Origin of the sequence: Glycomyces rhizosphaerae (assembly GCF_042647865.1) — a bacterium.
Classification (GTDB): Bacteria; Actinomycetota; Actinomycetes; order Mycobacteriales; family Micromonosporaceae; genus Glycomyces; species Glycomyces rhizosphaerae.
The window spans coordinates 140,959-161,731 of sequence record NZ_JBHRWO010000021.1; the positions used below are offsets into that span (position 1 = coordinate 140,959).

A 20,773-nucleotide genomic window follows, 5' to 3' on the forward strand; every position below is an offset into this window, starting at 1 on the left:
TTTACTAAGGCGCCTGTCACGGCTCACTTTTCCTTCGCCAGTGCCGCCGCGTCGGCCGGGTAACGTAGGGTGGGCCTTGAGCACCACGCTCGACCGCAGCGCCTCGCAGCGAGGCGCGGCGCGGCTCGCCAGAGACCGCCCCGGTCCTCGGTAGTGGCATCCGGAACGCCCCGCGCGAAGCGGGGCCGGGCTTCCGAGTGCTTCGATCGAAGACCGGAAAGCGCGTAGGGGAGCGGCGCTTTTCGTACTACGCAGCGCTGTGCGCTGCAAAAGGAGATCGACACTCTATGTCCGATAACGAACGGACACCCGAGGCCTTCAACCTCGGAGAGCACCACGCCACCGCCCTGATCGACAACGGCGCGTTCGGCACCCGCAAGATCGTCTTCAGCACCGGACGCCTGGCCAAGCTGGCCCAGGGCTCGGCGATCGTCCAGATGGACGACACCGTGGTCCTCTCGACCACGGCCGCCTCGAAGAACCCGAAGGACCACTTCGACTTCTTCCCGCTGACCGTGGACATCGAGGAGCGGATGTACGCCGCCGGGCGCATTCCCGGCTCGTTCTTCCGCCGCGAAGGCCGCCCCAGCGAGAACGCCATCCTGACCTGCCGCCTGATCGACCGCGGCCTGCGCCCGTCCTTCGTGTCGGGTCTGCGCAACGAGGTCCAGGTCATCGGCACCATCCTCGCCGTGGACGCCCGTGACGAGTACGACGTGGTCGCCATGAACGGCGCCTCCATGTCGACGCAGCTCTCCGGGCTGCCGTTCTCGGGCCCGCTGGGCTCGACCCGCATCGTCCTCATCGACGGCACCTGGGTCGCGTTCCCGACCCTGGAGCAGATCGAGAAGGCCACCTTCGACATGATCGTCACCGGCCGGGTCCTCGACTCGGGCGACGTCGCGATCATGATGGTCGAGGCCGAGGCCACCGACAACACCTTCGCGCTCATCGCGGCCGGCGGCACCAAGCCGACCGAAGAGGTCGTCGCGAGCGGCCTCGAGGCCGTCAAGCCGGTCATCGCCGAGCTGGTCCGCGCCCAGGCCGAACTGGCCGCCGTGGCCGCGAAGCCGGTCGCCGACTACCCGCGCTTCCTGGACTACCAGGACGACGCGTACGCCGCCGTCGAAGCGGCCGTCTCGGCCGAGCTCGACCAGGCGCTGCAGATCGCCGACAAGACCGACCGCCAGGACGAGCTCGACCGCGTCAAGTCGGTCATGCTCGAGAAGCTCGGCGCGGACTTCGAAGGCCGCGAGAACGAGCTGGGCAACGCGCTCCGCTCGCTCACCAAGAAGCTGGTCCGCAAGCGCGTCATCACCGAGGGCGTCCGCATCGACGGTCGCCTCCCGGCGTACATCCGGCCGCTCGCCGCCGAGGCCGGGATTCTTCCCCGCGTGCACGGCTCGGCCCTGTTCGAGCGCGGCGAGACCCAGATCATGGGTGTCACCACGCTGAACATGCTGCGCATGGAGCAGGCCATCGACACGCTGTCGCCGGTCAGCAAGAAGCGCTACATGCACAACTACAACTTCCCGCCGTACTCGACCGGTGAGACCGGCCGCGTGGGTTCGCCCAAGCGTCGCGAGATCGGCCACGGTGCGCTCGCCGAGCGTGCGCTCGTGCCGGTGCTGCCGAGCCGCGAGGAGTTCCCGTACGCGATCCGCCAGGTCTCCGAGGCGCTCGCGTCGAACGGTTCGACCTCGATGGGCTCGGTCTGCGCGTCCACGATGTCGCTGATGAACGCCGGTGTGCCGATCAAGGCCCCCGTCGCGGGCATCGCGATGGGCCTCATCTCCGAGGAGGTCGACGGCGAGACCAAGTACGTCACGCTGACCGACATCCTCGGCGCTGAAGACGCTTACGGCGACATGGACTTCAAGGTCGCCGGCACCGCCGAGTTCGTGACGGCCCTGCAGCTGGACACCAAGCTCGACGGCCTGCCGTCGGACGTGCTGGCCAAGGCGCTGCAGCAGGCCAACGACGCCCGCCACGCGATCCTCGACGTCATGCTCGACGCGATCAGCGAGCCGGGCGAGCTGGCCGCGACCGCGCCGCGGATCACGACCCTGAAGATCCCCGTGGACAAGATCGGCGCGATCATCGGCCCGAAGGGCCAGACGATCAACCAGATCCAGGACGACACGGGCGCGGACATCACGGTCGAGGACGACGGCACGATCTACGTGTCGGCGGAGAACGGCGAGGCCGCGCAGGCCGCCGTCGAGACGATCAACGCGATCGCGAACCCGACCCTCCCGAACGTGGGGGACCGGTTCCTGGGCACGGTCGTCAAGACCACCGACTTCGGCGCGTTCATCTCGCTGACGCCGGGCCGCGACGGTCTGCTGCACATCTCGAAGGTCGGCGACGGCAAGCGCGTCGAGCGGGTCGAGGACGTGCTGAGCGTCGGCGACAAGGTCGAGGTCGAGATCGGCGACATCGACAACCGCGGCAAGATCTACCTGGACAAGGTGTACCCGGAGGGCCAGGAGCCCGAGGGGTACAAGAAGGGCCGTCCGGCCGAGCGCAAGGAGTCCCGCGGGGACCGGGGCGACCGCGGTGACCGCGGCCCGCGCCGCGACCGCGAGCGCTCCGGTGAGCGTTCCGGCGGCGGCGAGCGCTCCGGCGGCGACCGCGGTGAGCGCGCCTCCTCCGGCGGCGGCTCCAGCGACGGCGAACGCCGTCGCCGCCGCACCCGCCGCAGCGACGAAGGCGGAGGCTCGGAAGAGTAGATGAGTCGACCCCAGACTCACACGCTGATTGACGATCCGCTGGGCGGCACGGTCAAACTGACCGTGCTGCCCGGCGGTTTGCGTGTGCTCACCGAATCCGTTCCGACCATGCGTTCCGCTTCGGTGGGCGTGTGGGTCGGTGTGGGGGCCCGCGACGAGGCCCCCGAGCTCGCCGGCGTCTCGCACTTCCTGGAGCACTTGCTGTTCAAGGGGACCGCGAAGCGCACGGCCACTGAGATCGCCGAGTCCATCGAGTCGGTGGGCGGGGAGTCGAACGCGTACACGGCGCGGGAGCTGACCTGCTTCTACGCGCGGGTGCTCGACGACGACCTCCCGATGGCGGTCGACGTGCTCGGCGACGCCCTGTGCTCTTCGCTGGTGACCGCCGCTGACGTGGAGGTCGAACGCGACGTGATCCTCGAGGAGATCGCCGCTTCGGCCGACGAGCCGTCGGACGTGGTGCACGAGCTGTTCAACCGGGCGCTGTTCGGCGACGGGGCCCTGGGCCGCGACATCGCCGGCGACCCGGACACGGTGCGGGCGCTCACGCGCGACCAGATCTACGCGTTCTACCGCCGCCACTACCGCGCCCCGAACTTGACGGTGTGCGCCGCGGGCGGGGTGGACCACGGCGAGACCGTGAAGCTCGTGGCGGAGGCGTTCGCGCCGATCCTGGGCGGTGTCGAGGTGCCGCGCCAGCGCCGCCATGACGAGGAGCTGCTGCCCGAACCGGTGCGGCTCCAGGTGGAGCGCCACGACACCGAGCAGGCGCACCTGGTGGTCGGCTGCCGGCTGTTCTCGCGGCACGACGACCGCAAGGACGCCTTCGAGGTGCTCAACAACATCCTCGGGGGCGGCATGTCCTCGCGGCTGTTCCAGACGGTGCGCGAGCAGCGCGGCCTGGCGTACACGGTGTACTCGTTCTCGACGTACTTCGCGGACACCGGCCTGTTCGGCGTCTACGCCGGGTCCAACCCCGACAAGGTCCACCAGGTTCGCGAACTGGTGCTGGCCGAGCTCGCGAAGGTGGCCGCCGAAGGCGTCACCGACGAGGAGCTGCGGCGCGGCAAGGGCATGAGCAAGGGCGGCATGGTCCTGTCGATGGAGGACTCCGGTTCGCGCATGAACGGGCTGGGCCGCGAGGAGCTGCTGTACGGCTCGCACCTGAGCCTGGAGCAGGAGCTCGCCGACATCGAGGCGGTGACCGTGGACCAGGTGAAGGCCGTGGCCTCCGAGATCCTGTCGCAGCCGATGACGACCGTGGCCGTGGGGCCGTTCGACCAGAAGGATTTCAAATGATCAAGGTGGGTGTGCTCGGCGCCCGGGGCCGTATGGGCCGGGCCGTGTGCGAGGCGGTGGACGCCGCCGAGGACTTGGAACTGGTCGCCACGGTGAGCGGGCGCGACGAGTCGCTCGACAAGCTCGAGGGCGTCGACGTGGTCGTGGACTTCACGCTGCCGAACGTGGTCATGGGCAACCTGGCCTGGTGCGTGGAGCACGGGATCCACACGGTCGTCGGGGTGTCGGGTTTCGACGAGAAGCGCCTGGACGCCGCCCGCGAGATCCTCGCGGCGGACCCTGAGGTCGGTTCCGTGATCGCCCCGAACTTCGGGATCGGCGCGGTGCTGATGATGCAGTTCGCGGCGAAGGCCGCCAAGCACTTCGATTCGGCCGAGATCATCGAGGCGCACCATCCGCGGAAGGTCGACGCGCCTTCGGGCACGGCCGTGCACACCGCGCGGGTGATCGCCGCGGCCCGTGCCGAGGCCGAGCTGCCCGACATGCCGGACGCGACCGAGACGGACCCGCAGGGGGCACGCGGCGCCGAGATCGAGGGCGTGCGGATCCACGCGATCCGCTCGGCCGGGTACGTGGCGAGCCAGGAGGTCCGCTTCGGCGGTCCCGGCGAGCGCTTCGCGATCAGCCACGACTCGCTCGACCGGGCCTCGTTCATGCCCGGGGTACTGCTCGCGGTGCGCGAGGTCGTCAAGCGGCCGGGTCTCACGGTGGGTATCGACGACCTGCTCGATTAGACGCATACGAAAAAGGGCCTGCCGAACGGCGGGCCCTTTTCTCGTCTATTCCGCGGAAGGACTTTCCGTGACGGCCTCGTCCTCGGGGGTGGGGCTGACGGTCTCCTCGGAGCCGCCGGAGCTGGTGTCGGTTGAGGGGGCTTCGCTGGGGGTCTCGGAGGTCGCCGATTCGGTGGGGGAGGTGCTCTCGGAGGGCGTCTCCTCGGTGGCCGATTCGCTCGGGGGCGCGGACTCGCCGGGCGCCTCCGAGGTGGCGTCCTCGGCGGTGTCGGTCTCGACGGGGACCTCGTTGACGATCATCTGCGGGTTGTCGCTGATGAACCGTTCTGGGTCGCCGGTGAAGGTGCCGAGGAGGTAGAGGGTGCCGATGGTGATGCCGAAGACGAGGACGCTGGAGATGAGGATCGCGACGAGGGTCCGCTTGCGGGACGAGGTCTTGGTGATGTGGCCTTCGGGGGCGGGATCGGCCGGCACGACGATCTCGTCGGTGTCCGCGAGGACCACGGTGTCGGCGTTGAGCGCCCTGAGCTGTTCGGTGTCGGGGATCTTCGCCGTCGCCGTGACGCTCTCGACCTTGCCGTTCACAACCGTGCTGCTCTCAACCGTGGCGGTGCTGGTCTCGACGCTGGCCGCGCTGGCCTTTCCCCTGGCGATGGGGGCGAGCGCGGTGATCTGCTCTTTGATCTTCTCGCCGGTGCTGCGGATGGCGCGGAGGATGAGCACGGCGCCAATGGAGGAGCAGACACTGAGGACGGCGGTGCCGGCGAGGGTGCCCCACAGTCCGAGGAGTTTGGCGAGGACCGCGCCGAGGACGGTGGCTCCCGTGGCGGCCAGGACCTGACCGATGCTCAGTTCCAGGCCCGGCTCATGTTGCTTGCGGCCCTTGGTCTTCGACTCGTACTGCGTCACCGACCCTCCCCCCTGGTGTTACAGATCCCTTACGCCGAGCAGGCTCACCAGAATACGGGCCGTACACGAGACGGCTACGGTTTGTGCCGGAGTTAACGGCCCGGCCCGCGCGGTGTCAAGAGGAGTGGTTGCCGATCGAGTACCGGCGCAAACGTGCTGACTGCCAAAGCCACAGCAGCGCGCAGACGACCACGATGAACGCGGCCCCGGCGATGAGGAAGGCGAGGCCGCTGTTCTCGACGGCGGTCGCGTTGAGGTCGTACTCCTCGCCGGGAGTCATGGTCCAGGTGACGGTGCGGCCCTCGAGCGTGCCGTTGTGCTCGGTGACGCGGGCGGGGAAGTCGACGCTGAGGAGGATCTCGGCGTCCTCGAACGCCGCAGGGTCGAGGAAGCCGGCGGCGCGCAGGTCCCAGTGGCCTTCGAGGCCGTATTCGCGGCCGGTGTGCTCGAGGCGCAGATAGCCCCAGTCGTCGCCGCCGAAGTCGGCGAAGTCGGCGAGCGGGCGGTCGGTGAACGTCGCGGTCTGGCCGACGAAGCCGTCCTCGTCGTAGGGGGTGCGCTCGGTGCCGGGCACGCCGTCGAGGAGCGCGTCGAGGAACGCGTCGAGCTGCGACTGGTCGAGGCCTTGGTCCGCGGCGCTCTCCATGAACTCCTCGCTCCAGGCGGCGGTGAAGGTGCCGCCCACGGTGTCGTCGGGCCGGACCTGCAGACCGAGGTCGAGCCGGAGGCACCCGGAAGTGGCGACGAGCAGTCCGAGCGCGGCGGAGCCGACGAGCACGCGGCGAGCGATATGACCCAGCATGACCTGAGCGTAGGCCCGGAATAGCGCCGAATCAGCGCTTTCGACCGACTCGCCAAGCCTGGATTGTCGGGATCCCTCCTGTCACCCTTTCGACTGGGGGCGTCGAGATCGGGCGCCGGTCGCGCTCGCCGTGCCCGCGAAAGGTTGCGAGCCGGATTGTCGGACCCCGATGTCACCCTTGCTGCTGGGGCCTGCGAACGGGCCTCGGTCCCTCTGGCTGTGCCCGTGGACGGCCGTCGTTCGCCCGCTCCCGTTAGGCTGTCGGGGAGGAGGCGATGTGTGCGCAGTCGATGAGGCCGCCCTGGCTTCGCAGTCCGGCCAGGCGCCGGAACCCAAGCGCGGCAATCCGGTCCAGCGCTGGGTCGGGAGCGTGCTCGCGCACCCGTGGTTCGCGCCGCTGGCGATCCTCGGCTGCTTCTCCGCGGCCGCCGCCGGGGTCGTCGCCACGAACCCGACCGACAACACCGGCCCGAGCACCTGTCTGTTCAAGATCGCCACCGGCTTCGACTGCCCCGGCTGCGGCGGCACCCGCGCGTTCTACTACCTCGTCACCCTCAACCTGCCCGAGGCCGCGCGACACCACCTCATGGCCGTCTTCGCCGCCCCGTTCATCGTCTGGATGTACCTCGCCTGGGCCCTGCCGCGCCTCGTCCCGCGCCGCACCTGGCGCCTCCCGACGTTCCACCTCACGCCCAGTGCGCTCACCACGTTCCTCATCGTCTGGGGCGTCTTCTTCATCGCTCGGAACCTGCCGTGGGAGCCGTTCAGCTTCTTCTACGTATGACCAAGGCCCGGCCGCTCGCGCAGCCGGGCCCTCATGTGGGTGTTGTGTCGCAGCTTTAGGCGTAAGCGCTCGCGCGGTGCAGGTAGATGTCGCCCGAGACCGAGCGGGCCCGCACCTCGAGGCTCGTGCCGCCGTTCGACGGGGCCGGCGAGGTGTCGCCCGTGGCCAGCTCGGAGGTCACCGAACCCGCCTTGGCGTCCAGGTCGACCCAGATGTCCGTGCCCGGGACCACGCCGAGGGTGATGCGCCCCGAGACCGTGTTCGCCTTGACCGAACCCGACCTGAGCGCACTCAGCTCGATGCCGCCCGAGAGCGTGTTCACGTTGGCGTTCGAATCGAGCCGCTCGGCGGTGATCGAACCGGCCACCGTCTTCGCGGAGAAGTCCCCGCCGACGTGGTCGGCCCGGACCTGGCCCGAAGCGGTGTTCGCCCGGAAGTCCTCCACCGCGTCGATGACGCTGATCGAACCCGAGACGGTGTTGGCCCGCACGCTGGTCGCGTTCTCCACCGTCGCCGAGCCGGCGACCGTGTTGATGGAGACCGCACCGAGCTTGCCGTGCAGGCTGATCGGCGCCGAAGTCGTCTTCACCGAGATCTCCGAGCGGACCGGGACCTTCACCGCCAGGTGCACCCCGATCTCCTTGCGGAAGAACCAGTTCTGCGGCTTCTCGGGCGCCACGACGCGCAGGTGCCCGTTCTCGAACTCGACGCGAGCCAGGTCGGCGGCGTCGGCGTCGCCCTCGGAGCGGCGCTGCGCGGGCTTGATCTCCACCAGCACCGTGTCCGACTCGTGGGCGGTGACGGTGACCGAGCCGTCGGCCAGCGTGATCGCCGCCGTGATCGGCCCGTCGTGGGTGAATTCGGTGTACTCGTTCATGGGAGCAGCTCCTCTAAGACCTGGCGTAGCCGGTGATGCGCTGGCTGTACTTCGCGCCGGCGGGCTGGCCCGAGGTGCGCGAGGCGTGGACCGCGTTGTTGATCGCGCGAACCAGCCAAGCGTTGACCGAGGCGCCGTCGGCGGAGGCCGCCTTCTCGACGTCCTCCTTCAGCGACTCGGGAAGACGCAGCGTGATGCGGGCGACGTCGTCGTCCACCGGCGGGGCCGGAGGCGGCGCGATCTCGGCGGTCTCGCCGCCGCTGACCCGAAGGTCGACCTCCCGGCCGCGCACGCGCAGATCGACCGACGCCGAGGAACCGGCCTGGTCGAGACCCGCGGTGATCTCGGCGGCGGCCTCGGAGAGCGCCTCCATGAGTGCCAGGCGAGCCCCCGCGTCGAGCGCCTCGGACAGCAGTTCAGCGGTCCGCGCGGCTTCCTCGCCACCGGGCGCGGCGGCAGCGGTGAGGCTCCGGCGGAGCGATTCGATATACGGCGTCAAATCCATGACACCATGATGACATCATTTCTGACGTCTGTCAACCGGCGTCATGGAACCAGACAGTGCGATCCGAACCACCACCCCCACGCGCAAGCACCCGCGACACCCCCCGAAGCCGGGCGCGTGCCGGACCACACTCCGCTGCCGAGTACCCTCAGAGAGTCGAGAACCAGCAATAACAGGCACCGAACACGAAACGAGGGGGAGCGGGGATGCCCGAAATCGTACCGATGGACGTCCGACTCATCGCCTGGACGCACTTCGAGTCCCCGGCCGAAGTCCCCTGGGAGACCGACGCCGACGGAGGCGAAGCCCTCGCCGAATTCGCCGGTCGCGCCTGCTACCAGTCTTGGACCAAGCCCAACCCCAAGACCGCCACCAACGCCGGATACCTCGAGCACATCCTCCAGGTCGGCCACCTCTCCGTCCTCGAACACGGCACCGTCAGCTTCTACTTCAGCGGCATCTCCCGATCCCTGACCCACGAACTGATCCGCCACCGCCACTTCTCGTACTCCCAGCTCTCCCAGCGCTACGTCCCCGAGCGCGACGCCGCCATGGTCGAACCCGACGCCATCGCCGCCGACCCCGAACTCCACAAGCGCTTCCTCGCCGCAGCCGAAGCCGCCCAGAGCGCCTACAACGACCTCCTCGAAGGCCTCGAAAAGCAGTTCGCCGACGTCGCCAACCCCACGCTGCGCCGAAAGCAGGCGCGCCAAGCGGCGCGATCGGTACTGCCCAACGCAACCGAGACCCGCATCGTCGTGACCGGCAACTACCGCGCCTGGCGCCACTTCATCGCCATGCGCGCCTCCGAGCACGCCGACGTCGAGATCCGGGCGCTGGCCATCGAATGCCTCAAGCAGCTCAAAGAGAAGGCCGCCAACGTCTTCGCCGACTTCCAGATCACGAAGCTCGACGACGGCACCGAGGTCGCCTCCAGCCCCTACGTCACCGAGGGCTAGAGCCGCAGGCACATCCCCGTACCGCCATTTCACGGCGGTGCGGCGAACAGACTTGAGACAGTTACAACGCAGCGAGCGGCCGGGCGCAGGCGCCCCGGCCGCCGGAACCAGCATTGGTGAAAGCAACATGCGCAACGCAACGCGCCCCTTCGGGCGAACACTCGCGGCCATGATCACGCCGTTCACGCCCTCGGGTGAACTCGACGTACCCGGAACCGCCGTCCTCGCCCGCCACCTCGTCGACGAGCAGGGCTGCGAAGGCCTCGTCGTCAACGGCACCACCGGCGAATCCCCCACCACCACCGACGCCGAGAAGACCCAGGTCATCGAGACCGTCCTCGAAGCCGTCGGCGACCGCGCCCACGTCATCGCCGGCGCCTCGACCTACGACACGCGCCACTCCATCCTCCTCGCCCAGCAGGCCGAGAAGTCCGGCGCACACGGCCTCCTCCTCGTCACCCCCTACTACAACAAGCCCACCCAGGACGGCGTCCACGCCCACTTCACGGCCATCGCCGACGCCGCCGACCTGCCGGTCATGCTCTACGACATCCCGCCCCGCTCCGTCATCGGCATCGGCGAGGACACCTTCGCCCGCCTCGCCGAGCACCCGCGGATCATCGCCGTCAAAGACGCCACCGGCGACCTCGCCAAGGCCCAGCGAGTCCGCGTCGACACCGGCCTCGCCTTCTACTGCGGAGTCGACGAACTCAACCTCGCCGCCTACGCCACCGGCCAGGTCGGCATCGTCTCCGTCGTCGCCCACCTCCTCGGCAAGCACCTCAACGCCATGTTCGACGCCTACGACGAAGGCGACAACGCCACGGCCTCCGCGATCAACGACCGGCTCCTGCCCGCCGTCAACACCCTCATGGGACGCGGACCCGGCATCATCGCCGTCAAGGCCGGCCTCAACGGCCAAGGCGTGCCCGCCGGCGAACCCCGCCTCCCGCTCCTACCCGCGGACCAAGCGCTCACCGCCGACATCGCCAACGCCCTCGCCGACCTGAAGGAGGCCTGATGGGCCTGACTCGACCCAAGAACCTCGGCGCGCCCAGCGCCCTCCCCGACGGCGCCCTGCGCGTCATCCCGCTCGGCGGGCTCGGTGCCATCGGGCGCAACATGACGCTCTTCGAATACGAAGGGCGCCTGCTCATCGTCGACTGCGGCGTGCTCTTCCCCGACGTCGACCAGCCCGGCGTCGACCTCATCCTGCCGGACTTCACGCCCATCCTCGACCGCCTCGACGACATCGAGGCCATCGTCGTCACCCACGGCCACGAGGACCACATCGGCGCGATCCCCTTCCTGCTCGAGCACAAGAACGACATCCCCGTCGTCGGCTCCCGCTTCTCCGTCGCGCTCGTCGAGGCCAAGCTGCGCGAACGCCGCATCAAGCCCGCCGGGGTCGTCGTCGCCGAGAACGAGACCCTGCAGCTCGGGCCGTTCGGCTGCGAATTCCTCGCCGTCAACCACTCGATCCCCGACGCGCTGGCCGTCGCGGTCCGCACCGAGGCCGGCCTGGTGCTCCACACCGGCGACTTCAAGATGGACCAGCTGCCGCTCGACGGGCGCATCACCGACCTCGCCGGGTTCGCCCGGCTCGGCGACCAGGGCGTCGACCTGCTCCTGTCGGACTCCACGAACGCCGAGATCCCCGGCTTCGTGACCTCCGAGCGCCAGATCGGTCCCGTCCTCGACAAGCTCTTCGAAGACGTCAAGGGCCGCATCATCGTCGCCTCGTTCGCCAGCCACGTGCACCGCGTGCAGCAGGTCCTCGACGCCGCGTACGCGCACGGGCGCAAGGTCGCCTTCGTGGGCCGCTCGATGGTCCGCAACATGGCGATCGCCCGCGACCTCGGCCTCATGCACGTCCCCGACGGCCTGCTCGTGAGCATGGACGAGGCGGTCCGCCTGGCCGCCGACGAGATCGTCTACATGTCCACCGGTTCGCAGGGCGAGCCGATGAGCGCCTTGGGCCGCATGGCCTCCGGCGACCACCGGCACATCGCCGTCGAGCCCGAGGACACGATCATCCTCGCCTCGTCCCTGGTGCCCGGCAACGAGACCGCCGTGTACGGGGTCATCAACCGCCTCGCGCGCACCGGCGCCACCGTGATCCACAAGGACGTCGCGAAGGTCCACGTCTCCGGCCACGCCCCCGCGGGCGAGCTGCTGTACGTGCTCAACGTCGTCAAGCCCTCCAACTTCATTCCGGTCCACGGCGAGGCGCGGCACCTGCAGGCGCACGCGCGGCTCGCGATCGAGTCGGGGGTTCCGGTCGACCAGGTCATCGTCATCGAGAACGGCGACGTGGTCGACCTGGTCGACGGCGTGGCCCGCATCGTCGGGCACGTCCCGAACAACCTGATCTATGTGGACGGCCTCTCGGTGGGCGACGTCGGCGAGCCGGTGCTCAACGAGCGCCGCGTGCTCGGCGACGGCGGCTTCATCGCCGCCACGGTCGTGATCGACTCCGAGAACGGCAAGGTCGTCGGCGGCCCCACGGTCTCCGCGCGCGGGTTCTCCGAAGACCCGAAGGCGTTCGACGGGGTGCTGCCGCTCATCAACGACGCGATCGAACGCGCCGCGGTGGACGGCGTCACCGACCCGCACCAGCTCCAGCAGATCCTGCGGCGCACGGTCGGCAAGTGGGTCAACGACACGTATCGTCGCCGCCCGATGATCGTGCCGCACGTCCTCGAAGTCTGAGAGGACGCTTGAGGCACAGCCTCGAAGTCTGAGAGGACGCAGAAGGCACAGCCTCGAAGTCTGAGTGGACGCAGAAGGCACAGCCTCGAAGTCTGAGTGGACGCTTGAGGCACAGCCTCGAGGTGTGATCGACAGGAACAACCGCGGCGGGGCCGCGCCCGTGTGGGCGCGGCCCCGCCGCGTTCTGGCGTTAACCGGGACTGACGGAGACCGTCGGGTTGTTCCCGGGCGGGGGCGGTTGCATGTGGGGGCTCGCCGGGAACTGTTCGTTCCTGCGCGTGTTCGCCTGCATCAGGAAGGCGCTCACCGCAAGCAGCAGTGCGGCGACGGTGGCGATGTAGACACCGCTGTCCGCGGTGATGTCGATCTGCGAGACGGTGGAGGAGGCCCCGTCCTCGTAGTCTTCGTACTCGTCCAAGCTTTCGAAGGAATCCATGGCCTGGCGCAGCACCGTGACCGGGTGGTAGGTGAAGGCCGCCAGCAGTGCGGCGGTGCCGATCGCGCCGAGGCGGGAGGGCCAGCGCAGCGCGGGACTGCGGTGTGCGCTCAGGCCGACCGCCGCGAGCAGCGCCACTGAAAGGACCACTATGGACGTATCGATGCCATAGCCGGAGGCTCCGAAGGCGCCGAAGGCGCCTGCGAAGGAGTAGTAACTGAACTCCCCGTCGGGGTCGTCGATCTTGATGCGGGGGAGCAGCATCGAGATGCACAGCAGTGCGAGGCCCACCCCGGCGACGGCGAGGCCGACGGGCGAGGGCCGGTCCGAAGGCGGCCGAGGCGGCAGCATCGGCGGCGGCCCTGCGAATTGCGGCTGCCCCATCTGAGGCGGTGGCCCGGGCGCCGGCGGCGCCGCCATTTGCGACGGGTAGGGCTGCGGTTGGCTCATCTGCGGCGACGCTGCATGAGGTGGCGCCATCGGGGGCGGGCCCGGCGGAACCGAAGGGACGGAGGGCTCCTGCGGAGTTTCGGGGTTCACCCGCGCCATGCTACTGGCCAGATGCCGCAGGCAGGGTCCCCCGAAAATGCGGCCGTCCAATGACGAGCAATGATCGCTTTTAGCTGCGCGACAAGGAGTGTCGTACCCCCGAGTTATTTTTGTGCCAGGGGTCCCTTAAGGGGGATTTATAGGCATATAGCGGGATTTGCTAGCTTCTCGCGCGGATCGGCAGCGGGTTCGGGGGCTCGATGCGGAGCTCGTTGATGACCATGTCCTCAGGGGTGTGGAACAGATCAGTGATGGTCTTCGCGATCGATTCCGGGCTCGTCGCGCGACTGCGGTCGTACTCCGCGTCATACTGCTCGCGGACACTGCGCTGCATGTCGGTGTCGAAATGCGAGGGGTACACGCTCGTCACCCGCACCCCGTTGGGCTGCTCCTCGCCGCGCAGCGCATCCGCCAGCGCCTTGAGCGCGTGCTTGCTCGCGGCGTACGAGCTCCACTTCGGTCCGGAGGCGATGCCGGCGCCCGAGTTGACGAACACGACGTGCCCGCGCGCGGCCCGCAGCGCCGGCAGCAGGACGCGGGTGAGCTCGGCCGGGGCTGTCACGTTGATCCTGAGCGTCTGCTCCCACCATTCCAGGGTCTGGTCGGCCACGGGAGCGATGTGCGCGATCCCGGCATTGTGGATCACGCCGTCGAGCCGGTCGAGGCCCAGACCGGTCACCGCGTCCGCGATGGCCGCCGGTTCGGCCAGGTCGAGCACCAGTTTCGCCTCGTGGGGCACACCGTCCAGAGCGGACTCGGTCCGCGCGTGCGCGATCACCTTGTCGCCGCGGGCGCTGAGCTGCTCGGCCAGGGTTCGCCCGAGCCCGCGGCCCGCGCCGGTCACCAGGATAGTTTTCGACATGCGGTCACATTATCCGTTTTCATGGTTGCCTTCGCGCCGACTCCGCTCGGCATGAGGGCGGTAACGTATGGGGCATGATGGCCAGGACGAGCGGCAGGTCGGGCGGCAACGCCCGCAAGGGAGGCACGGTTCGCAAGAGCACCGCGCCCGCGGCGCGCCGCAAGCCCGCCGCCTCCTCCGCCAAGCAGCCCGCGAAGCCCGCCGCCCGGAAAGCGGCAAAGAAGACTGCGAAGAAGGCGGTCAAGCGAACCGCCAAGAAGACCACTGCCGCCAAACGCAAAGGCATGGACGCGGTCCCCGGACCGCTCGAGGCCCTCGGTCTCGGCCTGCGCGGCCTCTGGGTCGGCACCGCACGGTCCACCGGTTGGATGGCCCGCTCCGTCGGCAAGGAGGCCGCTACGGCCCGCGACATCGATCCCGCGCACCGTCGTGACGGCCTCGGGCTCTTCCTCATCGCCATCGCGATCGTCCTCGCCTGCGCGGTCTGGTTCGACGTCGCCGGCCCGGTCGGCGACCGGCTCGCGTTCATCCTCGACTGGATGCTGGGCCTGGCCACCCGTGCGCTCCCGGTTCTGCTGGTCCTGTGGGGACTGCGCGTGATGCGGCAGATGCCGGTGGAGGACGCGCACGGCCGCTCGCTCGTGGGCTGGACCTCGATCTGGCTCTCCAGTCTCGGTCTGCTGCACCTGATCTCGGGCCTGCCGTCCGATATGGGCGAGCGCATGGTCGCGGGCGGCCAGATCGGCTGGCTCGTGGGCGGCGGCCTCGCACTGGGCGTCTCGGCTTACGTGGCGTTCCCGCTGCTGATCCTGCTGCTGCTCTTCGGCGTCCTCGTGGTGACGGCGACGCCGCTCAACCAGGTGCCCTACAAGCTCGGGCGCCTCTGGGGCCTCGCCACCGGCAAGGTCGACGCCTATGAGGACGACGAGGACGAGGACGAGACGCCGAGCGCCCGCAAGACGCGCGCCGAGAGCCGCGAGGCCAAGCGCCTCAAGGAGGAAGAGGCCCGACGCGTCCACCGCCCGACCACGGTCCTGCCGCGCCTCGCCCCCGAAGAGGTCCCCGAGCTGAACTCGGAGCACGTCTCGGCCCGCGACTCGACGCCGCTGGCCGAGCCCGAGCCCGTGCGCGAACCCCCGAAGCACTCGCCGCCGCCCAAGCGCATCGAGCAGCCGACGCTCTCCGACGGCGGCGCGGCCATGGACGGCGACTACCGGCTCCCGTCGATGGACCTCCTCCCGACCGGTCCGGTCTCCAAGAAGCGCTCCAAGGCCAACGATTCGGTCATCGCGGCCCTGCAGGAGGTGTTCGCGCAGTTCCAAGTGGACGCCGCGGTCACCGGTTTCACCCGGGGGCCGACGGTGACCCGCTACGAGGTCGAACTCGGACCGGCGGTGAAGGTCGAGCGGATCATTCAGCTGTCGAAGAACATCGCTTACGCCGTCAAGAGCTCCGACATCCGCATCATCAACCCGATTCCGGGGAAGAGCGCGGTCGGCGTCGAGATCCCGAATACCGATCGCGACGACGTGGCGCTCGGCGACGTGCTCCGTTCGCCGCTGGCCCAATCCGACGCCCACCCGATGATCGTGGGTCTGGGCAAGGACGTCGAGGGCGGCTACGTCCTCACTAACCTGACGAAGACCCCGCACCTGCTGGTGGCTGGGGCCACAGGTTCAGGCAAATCTAGCCTCATCAATACTTTGCTCGTGTCCATGTTGGTCAGGGCGACACCGGAGCAGGTGCGGTTGCTGCTCATCGATCCGAAGCGGGTCGAGCTCACCAATTACGAGGGCGTCCCGCACCTCGTCCATCCCATCGTCACCAATCCGAAGAAGGCCTCGGACGCCTTGCAGTGGGTGGTCAAGGAAATGGACATGCGCTATGAGGATCTCGCGAAAGCGGGGGTGCGGCATGTCGACGACTTCAATCGCAAGGTCCGTTCGGGCGAACTCAAGACCGATCCGGCCTCGGGCCGTGAACTGCGCCCGCACCCTTATCTGCTGGTGATCGTCGACGAGCTCGCCGACCTCATGATGGTGGCGGCCAGGGACGTCGAGGAATCGGTCGTCCGCATCACCCAGCTCGCCCGTGCGGCCGGGATCCACCTGGTGCTCGCCACGCAGCGGCCGTCGGTCGACGTCGTCACCGGCCTCATCAAGGCGAACGTGCCTTCGCGCCTGGCGTTCTCGACCTCGTCGCTGGCGGACTCGCGGGTCATCCTCGACCAGCCGGGAGCCGAGAAGCTCGTCGGCCGCGGCGACGGGCTCTTCCTGCCGATGGGCGCGTCCAAACCCGAGCGCATTCAGGGCGCCTGGGTCAGCGACGACGAGATCGAAGCGGTCGTCGCCCACGTGAAGGCGCAGATGGAGCCGCAGTTCATCGAGGAGGTCACCGCCGCCCCGGGCGCGAAGCGCGACATCGACCCGGACATCGGCGACGACCTCGAACTGCTCATCCAGGCGATCGAGCAGGTCGTGACCACCCAGTTCGGTTCGACCTCGATGCTGCAGCGCAAGCTGCGCGTCGGCTTCGCGAAGGCCGGGCGGCTCATGGACCTCATGGAGACGCGCGGCGTGGTCGGCCCCTCGGAGGGGACCAAGGCCCGGGACGTGCTCGTCAAGCCCGAAGAGCTCGACGGCGTCATCGCCTCGCTCCAGGGCTGAGGCGGGAGACCGCAAGGGCCGGTCCGCGGAAGCGAACCGGCCCTGTTGCTGTGCTCTTACGCGAAGCTCACGGCGATCTCGTGTTCCTGTTCGCCGGAGAGCGGCAGCGAGATGTCCTCCTCGGGCCACTTGACGGGGCCCTTCGGGTGGAAGTTCAACGTGTACGCGAGCGCGTCGGCGGGCACGTCGTAGGTGAGGGTGAAGGTCCGCCAGACGCCGTCGCCGCTGGACAGGTCCTCGTCGACGTGGTCGGCGGTGAGCGGCGTCAGCGCGCCGTCGGGGCCCGAGACCGTCAGGGCCTCTTCGAGGTCGATGCCCCATTCGAGGCCGCTGGCCGAATGGAGCCATCCGAACTCGACGGTCAGGACCGCCCGGTCCGGTTCGGCCACCCAGCCGTCGGCGGGCCGGAAGACCTCACGAGTGAGGGCGAACTGGGTCTGGTACACCCAGTCGTCGAACCAGTACTCGTAGCTGCCCGAAGTTGTGTAGCCGTCGACCGAGCCTTCGACCTGCTCGGTCTCCACCGAAGCGGTGCCGGTGTAAAGGGCTTGAATGAGGCCTTCGCGGGTGCGTTCGCGCAGGTCCATGGTCTGGGCCCGCTCGTAGTCGACCACTTCGAGCGTGATCGGGGCGTCCTTCTTCGCGACGGTGAAGTAGACCGCGCCGGGCGCGGGCACCTCGCCGTCGAAGTCCCACGTGCGGTCGCCGATCGTGAAGGTGGCGGAGAGCTCGCCGGCCGCGGGCGTGTACGCGGCCGCGGCGCCGGTCTCCTTCGCGAACTGGACGATCGTGAACTCGTAGCCGGGCTCGGGCGGGTACAGGTTGACGTGCTCGCCGAACAGGTAGTCGAGCTTGAAGCCCTCGGGGACGGTGTCGAACGAGGCGACGCACTCGACGCGGAGCGCGAAGTGGGCGCCGACGAGGAGGCCCTCGTCGCCGGCGAACCGCGATTCGTCCTCGGCGGGGCACACCGAGACGGGGATCTCGTCGCTGGTCGTCGCGTATCCGGCGCGGGTGTGCAGCGTGCCGGTGGGCGCGGCGCCGCAGGCGGCGACGCTCATGACGGCCGCGGTCGCGAGCACCGCGAGCATCGATCGGCGGGCAGGGGGATGGGCTGGGGCGATGTCTTTGGGGGACATAGGACAAGCCTAGGGTATGGCCACCAAGTGCGGTGATCCACTGTTGCCCCTGCGCAGGCGGGCGCGAATAGTCCTGATCTGTACGCGCCGTATGCATCGCAATCGCCGCACACGGGCCTTTAGGGGCGACCGGTCCGTAAGGTCGGTCACCCTACCGCTCGGTTTCACTGTGTCCCCGCCCGCCGCCGGGGGCATTCCCGGCGCGCCGGTGGGTACGCTTTCCTGGTGTCTGCAGCTCATTCGACCCGTTCCGAGGAATCGACCGCAAGTGGCGCCGCCAAGAGCGTCGCGCTTCTGACGCTCGGTTGCGCCCGCAACGAGACCGACTCCGAGGAACTGGCCGCCCGCCTCGCCGCAGGCGGCTGGCGCATCAGCGACGACGGCGAGAACGCCGACGTCGTCATGGTCAACACCTGCGGTTTCATCGAGCAGGCGAAGACCGAGTCCATCGACGTCCTCCTCGACGCCTCCTCGACCGGCGCGAAGGTCGTCGCGACCGGCTGCATGGCCGAGCGCTACGGCAAGGAGCTGGCCGAGAGCCTCCCCGAGGCCGACGCGGTGCTCGGCTTCGACCACTACCCGGACATGGCCGCCCGCCTCGACGACATCCTCGCCGGGCGCACGGTCGAGTCCCACCAGCCTTCGGACCGCCGCAAGCTCCTGCCGCTGGCCCCGGCCGCGCGCCAGGCCGCCGCCGCCGTGGTCCCGGGCCACTCCCGTTCGTCGCAGGCCGACGCCGCCCAGCTCGATGCGGGTGCGCCGCAGCACCTCGCGGTCGTGCGCAAGCGCCTCACCGACGGCCCCGTCGCGAACCTCAAGCTCGCCTCCGGCTGCGACCGGCGCTGCACCTTCTGCGCCATCCCGTCCTTCCGCGGCTCGTTCGTCTCGCGCACTCCCGAGGAGATCCTCGCCGAGGCCGCCTGGCTCGCGTCCGAAGGCGTCAAGGAGCTCAACCTCGTCTCCGAGAACACGACCTCCTACGGCAAGGACCTCGCCGACTCCCAGGCGCTCGAGCACCTGCTGGAGGGCATGTCCGCCATCGACGGGATCGAGTGGATCCGCCTCTCCTACCTGCAGCCCGCCGAGCTGCGCCCCAGCCTCATCGAGGCGATGCAGCGAACCGAGAAAGTGGTGCCCTACTTCGACCTGTCGTTCCAGCACTCCTCGGCGAAGGTCCTGCGGCGGATGCGCCGCTTCGGCTCCACCGAGAACTTCCTGGCGCTGCTCAAGCAGATCCGCGACGTCGACCCGCTCGCCGGCGCCCGCACCAACGTCATCGTCGGCTTCCCCGGCGAGACCGAGGAGGACGTCGAGGAGCTCATGGGCTTCCTCGAGGAGGCCCGGCTCGACTCCACGGGCGTGTTCGCCTACTCCGACGAGGACGGTACCGAAGCGGTGGACCTCGACGGGCACGTGGACGAGGACGTCGTCTCCGAGCGGCACACCCGCGTCTCGATGCTCGTCGACGAGCTGGTGAGCCAGCGGGCCGCCGAGCGCGTGGGCGAGGTCATGCGGATCCTGGTCGAGTCCGTCGAGGACGACGGCGTGGACGGCCGCGGCGCCCACCAGGCCCCCGAGGTCGACGGCACCGTCGCCCTGGTCGGCGAGGTGGAGGGCCTCGAGCCCGGCGACTTCGTGACCGCGAAGGTGGTCGACTCGCACGGGGTCGACCTCGTGGCGGAGATCGTCGAGGAGGCCTGGTGACCACCGAGGACCCACCGGTCTCGCCGTGGAACATCGCGAACGTGGTGACGGTGGCCCGGATCTTCCTGGTGCCGGTGTTCGCGGTGTTCGTCGTCCTGTCGGGCATGGAGCACTCGGGCTGGCGCATGGCCGCCTGCGCCCTGTTCGTCTTCATCTCCGCGACCGACTTCGTCGACGGCTGGCTGGCGCGCTCGCGCGGCCTGGTCACCGATTTCGGCAAGCTCGCCGACCCGATCGCCGACAAGGTCCTGATCGGCACCTCGCTGGTCCTGCTGAGCTACTACGACCACCTCGCCTGGTGGGTGACCGCCGTCATCCTTCTGAGGGAACTCGGGATCACCGCCCTGCGCGTGGCCGTGCTGCGGCGCACCGTGATCGCCGCCGACCGCGGCGGCAAGCTCAAGACCGTCCTGCAGATCACCGCCGTGGCCTGGTACCTGTGGCCGTGGCCCTCGCCGCTGGACGCGGTCGGCCCCTGGCTCATGGGCGCCGCGCTCATCCTCACCGTGGTGACGGGAATGGATTACCTCTGGAAAGCATTCAAATCAAGGAAGAGTGAGCCGAACCGGACGAGCTAGGCTTGCAGGACCCACTTAGGCTCGTACGAGCGAGCTCGCACGAGTCATCGCGGCGCGGAGGAGGACCCCATGGTGTTGTTGAGGGAACTGCTGGGAGAGACCCTGCGGCGCCGTCGCCGCGCCCAGAAGCGGACGCTGCGCGACGTGTCGAAGCAGGCCAACGTGAGCCTCGGGTACCTCTCCGAGATCGAACGCGGCCACAAGGAACCGTCGAGCGAGCTGCTCGCCTCGGTGTGCGGGGCGCTCCAGGTGCGCCTGTCCGAGGTCCTCGCCGAGGTCTCCCGTGAGGTCGCGGTCCACGAGCGCGGCGAGGCCGCGCCGCAGGGCCGCCAGGTCGCGGTGCTGCCGCGGCCGCGCGAGCTGGAGACCCAGGAAGAGGTCGCCCGCCGGCGCCGTGCCCTCTCGGCCGCGCCCGCGTCGATCGCACAGGTCCGTTCTCGCCACCGCCGTGGCGAGGTGACCGATTCGGTGGTCCGCGCGGCGGCCTGAAAGCAGTCGATGATGTAGTTTTGGCGATTGAGGCGTC

General features: G+C 69.2%; 18 protein-coding genes. 11 read left to right on the top strand and 7 right to left on the bottom strand.

Annotation, left to right across the window (positions count from 1 at the left end):
• Positions 1-287: 287 nt before the first annotated feature.
• Genes ACFO8M_RS20975 through dapB form a run of 3 tightly spaced genes read left to right on the top strand, consistent with a single transcriptional unit; the run spans position 288 to position 4,765 of the window.
• Entirely contained in the window at positions 288-2,732 is a 2,445-nt protein-coding gene (locus ACFO8M_RS20975; protein ID WP_387979187.1) for a polyribonucleotide nucleotidyltransferase, read from the top strand.
• Complete coding sequence (locus tag ACFO8M_RS20980) at positions 2,733-4,031, top strand: M16 family metallopeptidase (protein WP_387979189.1); 1,299 nt, start codon at positions 2,733-2,735, stop codon at positions 4,029-4,031.
• Positions 4,028-4,765, top strand: a complete 738-nt coding sequence (gene dapB, locus ACFO8M_RS20985; protein WP_387979191.1) for a 4-hydroxy-tetrahydrodipicolinate reductase — start codon at positions 4,028-4,030, stop codon at positions 4,763-4,765. Before ACFO8M_RS20980 ends, dapB begins: the two co-directional genes overlap by 4 nt.
• A 45-nt stretch (positions 4,766-4,810) precedes the next feature.
• Here the strand turns inward: dapB and ACFO8M_RS20990 are convergent, their stop codons facing one another.
• On the bottom strand, positions 4,811-5,674 hold the full coding sequence (locus tag ACFO8M_RS20990; protein ID WP_387979193.1) for a hypothetical protein: 864 nt from the start codon (positions 5,672-5,674) through the stop codon (positions 4,811-4,813).
• Between the two features lie 115 nt (positions 5,675-5,789).
• Positions 5,790-6,476 (bottom strand): LppM family (lipo)protein, encoded by a 687-nt coding sequence (locus ACFO8M_RS20995; RefSeq protein WP_387979195.1) that lies wholly within the window; start codon positions 6,474-6,476, stop codon positions 5,790-5,792.
• 277 nt (positions 6,477-6,753) lie between these two features.
• Here ACFO8M_RS20995 and ACFO8M_RS21000 point away from each other — a divergent pair, with 277 nt between their 5' ends.
• Positions 6,754-7,260, top strand: a complete 507-nt coding sequence (locus tag ACFO8M_RS21000; RefSeq protein WP_387979197.1) for a DUF2752 domain-containing protein — start codon at positions 6,754-6,756, stop codon at positions 7,258-7,260.
• 55 nt (positions 7,261-7,315) lie between these two features.
• Here the strand turns inward: ACFO8M_RS21000 and ACFO8M_RS21005 are convergent, their stop codons facing one another.
• The gene (locus tag ACFO8M_RS21005; protein ID WP_387979199.1) at positions 7,316-8,137 is read right to left on the bottom strand and encodes a DUF4097 family beta strand repeat-containing protein; all 822 of its coding nucleotides are present in this window, start codon (positions 8,135-8,137) and stop codon (positions 7,316-7,318) included.
• A gap of 13 nt (positions 8,138-8,150) precedes the next feature.
• On the bottom strand, positions 8,151-8,642 hold the full coding sequence (locus ACFO8M_RS21010; RefSeq protein ID WP_387979201.1) for a hypothetical protein: 492 nt from the start codon (positions 8,640-8,642) through the stop codon (positions 8,151-8,153).
• Between the two features lie 206 nt (positions 8,643-8,848).
• Between ACFO8M_RS21010 and thyX the strand changes: the two genes are divergently transcribed.
• From thyX to ACFO8M_RS21025, 3 genes are all read left to right on the top strand, one after another.
• Positions 8,849-9,601, top strand: coding sequence for an FAD-dependent thymidylate synthase (gene thyX, locus ACFO8M_RS21015; protein WP_387979202.1), 753 nt, complete (start codon positions 8,849-8,851; stop codon positions 9,599-9,601).
• Positions 9,602-9,728: 127 nt separating this feature from the next.
• A complete protein-coding gene (gene dapA, locus ACFO8M_RS21020; protein ID WP_387979204.1) occupies positions 9,729-10,622 on the top strand; it encodes a 4-hydroxy-tetrahydrodipicolinate synthase in 894 nt (297 codons plus the stop codon).
• A complete protein-coding gene (locus ACFO8M_RS21025; RefSeq protein ID WP_387979206.1) occupies positions 10,622-12,313 on the top strand; it encodes a ribonuclease J in 1,692 nt (563 codons plus the stop codon). Before dapA ends, ACFO8M_RS21025 begins: the two co-directional genes overlap by 1 nt.
• Positions 12,314-12,503: 190 nt before the next feature.
• Here ACFO8M_RS21025 and ACFO8M_RS21030 read toward each other — a convergent pair whose 3' ends face one another.
• Positions 12,504-13,133 carry a hypothetical protein gene (locus ACFO8M_RS21030; protein WP_387979208.1) on the bottom strand — a complete coding sequence of 210 codons (630 nt, stop codon included), beginning with the start codon at positions 13,131-13,133 and terminating at the stop codon, positions 12,504-12,506.
• Between the two features lie 325 nt (positions 13,134-13,458).
• On the bottom strand, positions 13,459-14,160 hold the full coding sequence (locus ACFO8M_RS21035) for an SDR family oxidoreductase (protein ID WP_387979209.1): 702 nt from the start codon (positions 14,158-14,160) through the stop codon (positions 13,459-13,461).
• Positions 14,161-14,234: 74 nt separating this feature from the next.
• Between ACFO8M_RS21035 and ACFO8M_RS21040 the strand changes: the two genes are divergently transcribed.
• The gene (locus ACFO8M_RS21040; RefSeq protein WP_449267476.1) at positions 14,235-16,826 is read left to right on the top strand and encodes a DNA translocase FtsK; all 2,592 of its coding nucleotides are present in this window, start codon (positions 14,235-14,237) and stop codon (positions 16,824-16,826) included.
• A gap of 56 nt (positions 16,827-16,882) precedes the next feature.
• Here ACFO8M_RS21040 and ACFO8M_RS21045 read toward each other — a convergent pair whose 3' ends face one another.
• Positions 16,883-17,965 (bottom strand): hypothetical protein, encoded by a 1,083-nt coding sequence (locus tag ACFO8M_RS21045; RefSeq protein WP_387979210.1) that lies wholly within the window; start codon positions 17,963-17,965, stop codon positions 16,883-16,885.
• Between the two features lie 225 nt (positions 17,966-18,190).
• On the opposite strand from ACFO8M_RS21045, the gene rimO reads away from it, so the two are divergent.
• The 3 genes from rimO to ACFO8M_RS21060 all read left to right on the top strand — a co-directional run bounded on the left by rimO (position 18,191) and on the right by ACFO8M_RS21060 (position 20,736).
• The gene (gene rimO / locus ACFO8M_RS21050) at positions 18,191-19,669 is read left to right on the top strand and encodes a 30S ribosomal protein S12 methylthiotransferase RimO (RefSeq protein WP_387979212.1); all 1,479 of its coding nucleotides are present in this window, start codon (positions 18,191-18,193) and stop codon (positions 19,667-19,669) included.
• Positions 19,666-20,247, top strand: coding sequence for a CDP-diacylglycerol--glycerol-3-phosphate 3-phosphatidyltransferase (pgsA, locus tag ACFO8M_RS21055; protein WP_387979214.1), 582 nt, complete (start codon positions 19,666-19,668; stop codon positions 20,245-20,247). The genes rimO and pgsA overlap by 4 nt, the downstream gene beginning before the upstream one ends.
• A gap of 69 nt (positions 20,248-20,316) precedes the next feature.
• A complete protein-coding gene (locus tag ACFO8M_RS21060; protein ID WP_387979216.1) occupies positions 20,317-20,736 on the top strand; it encodes a helix-turn-helix domain-containing protein in 420 nt (139 codons plus the stop codon).
• Positions 20,737-20,773 lie beyond the last annotated feature (37 nt).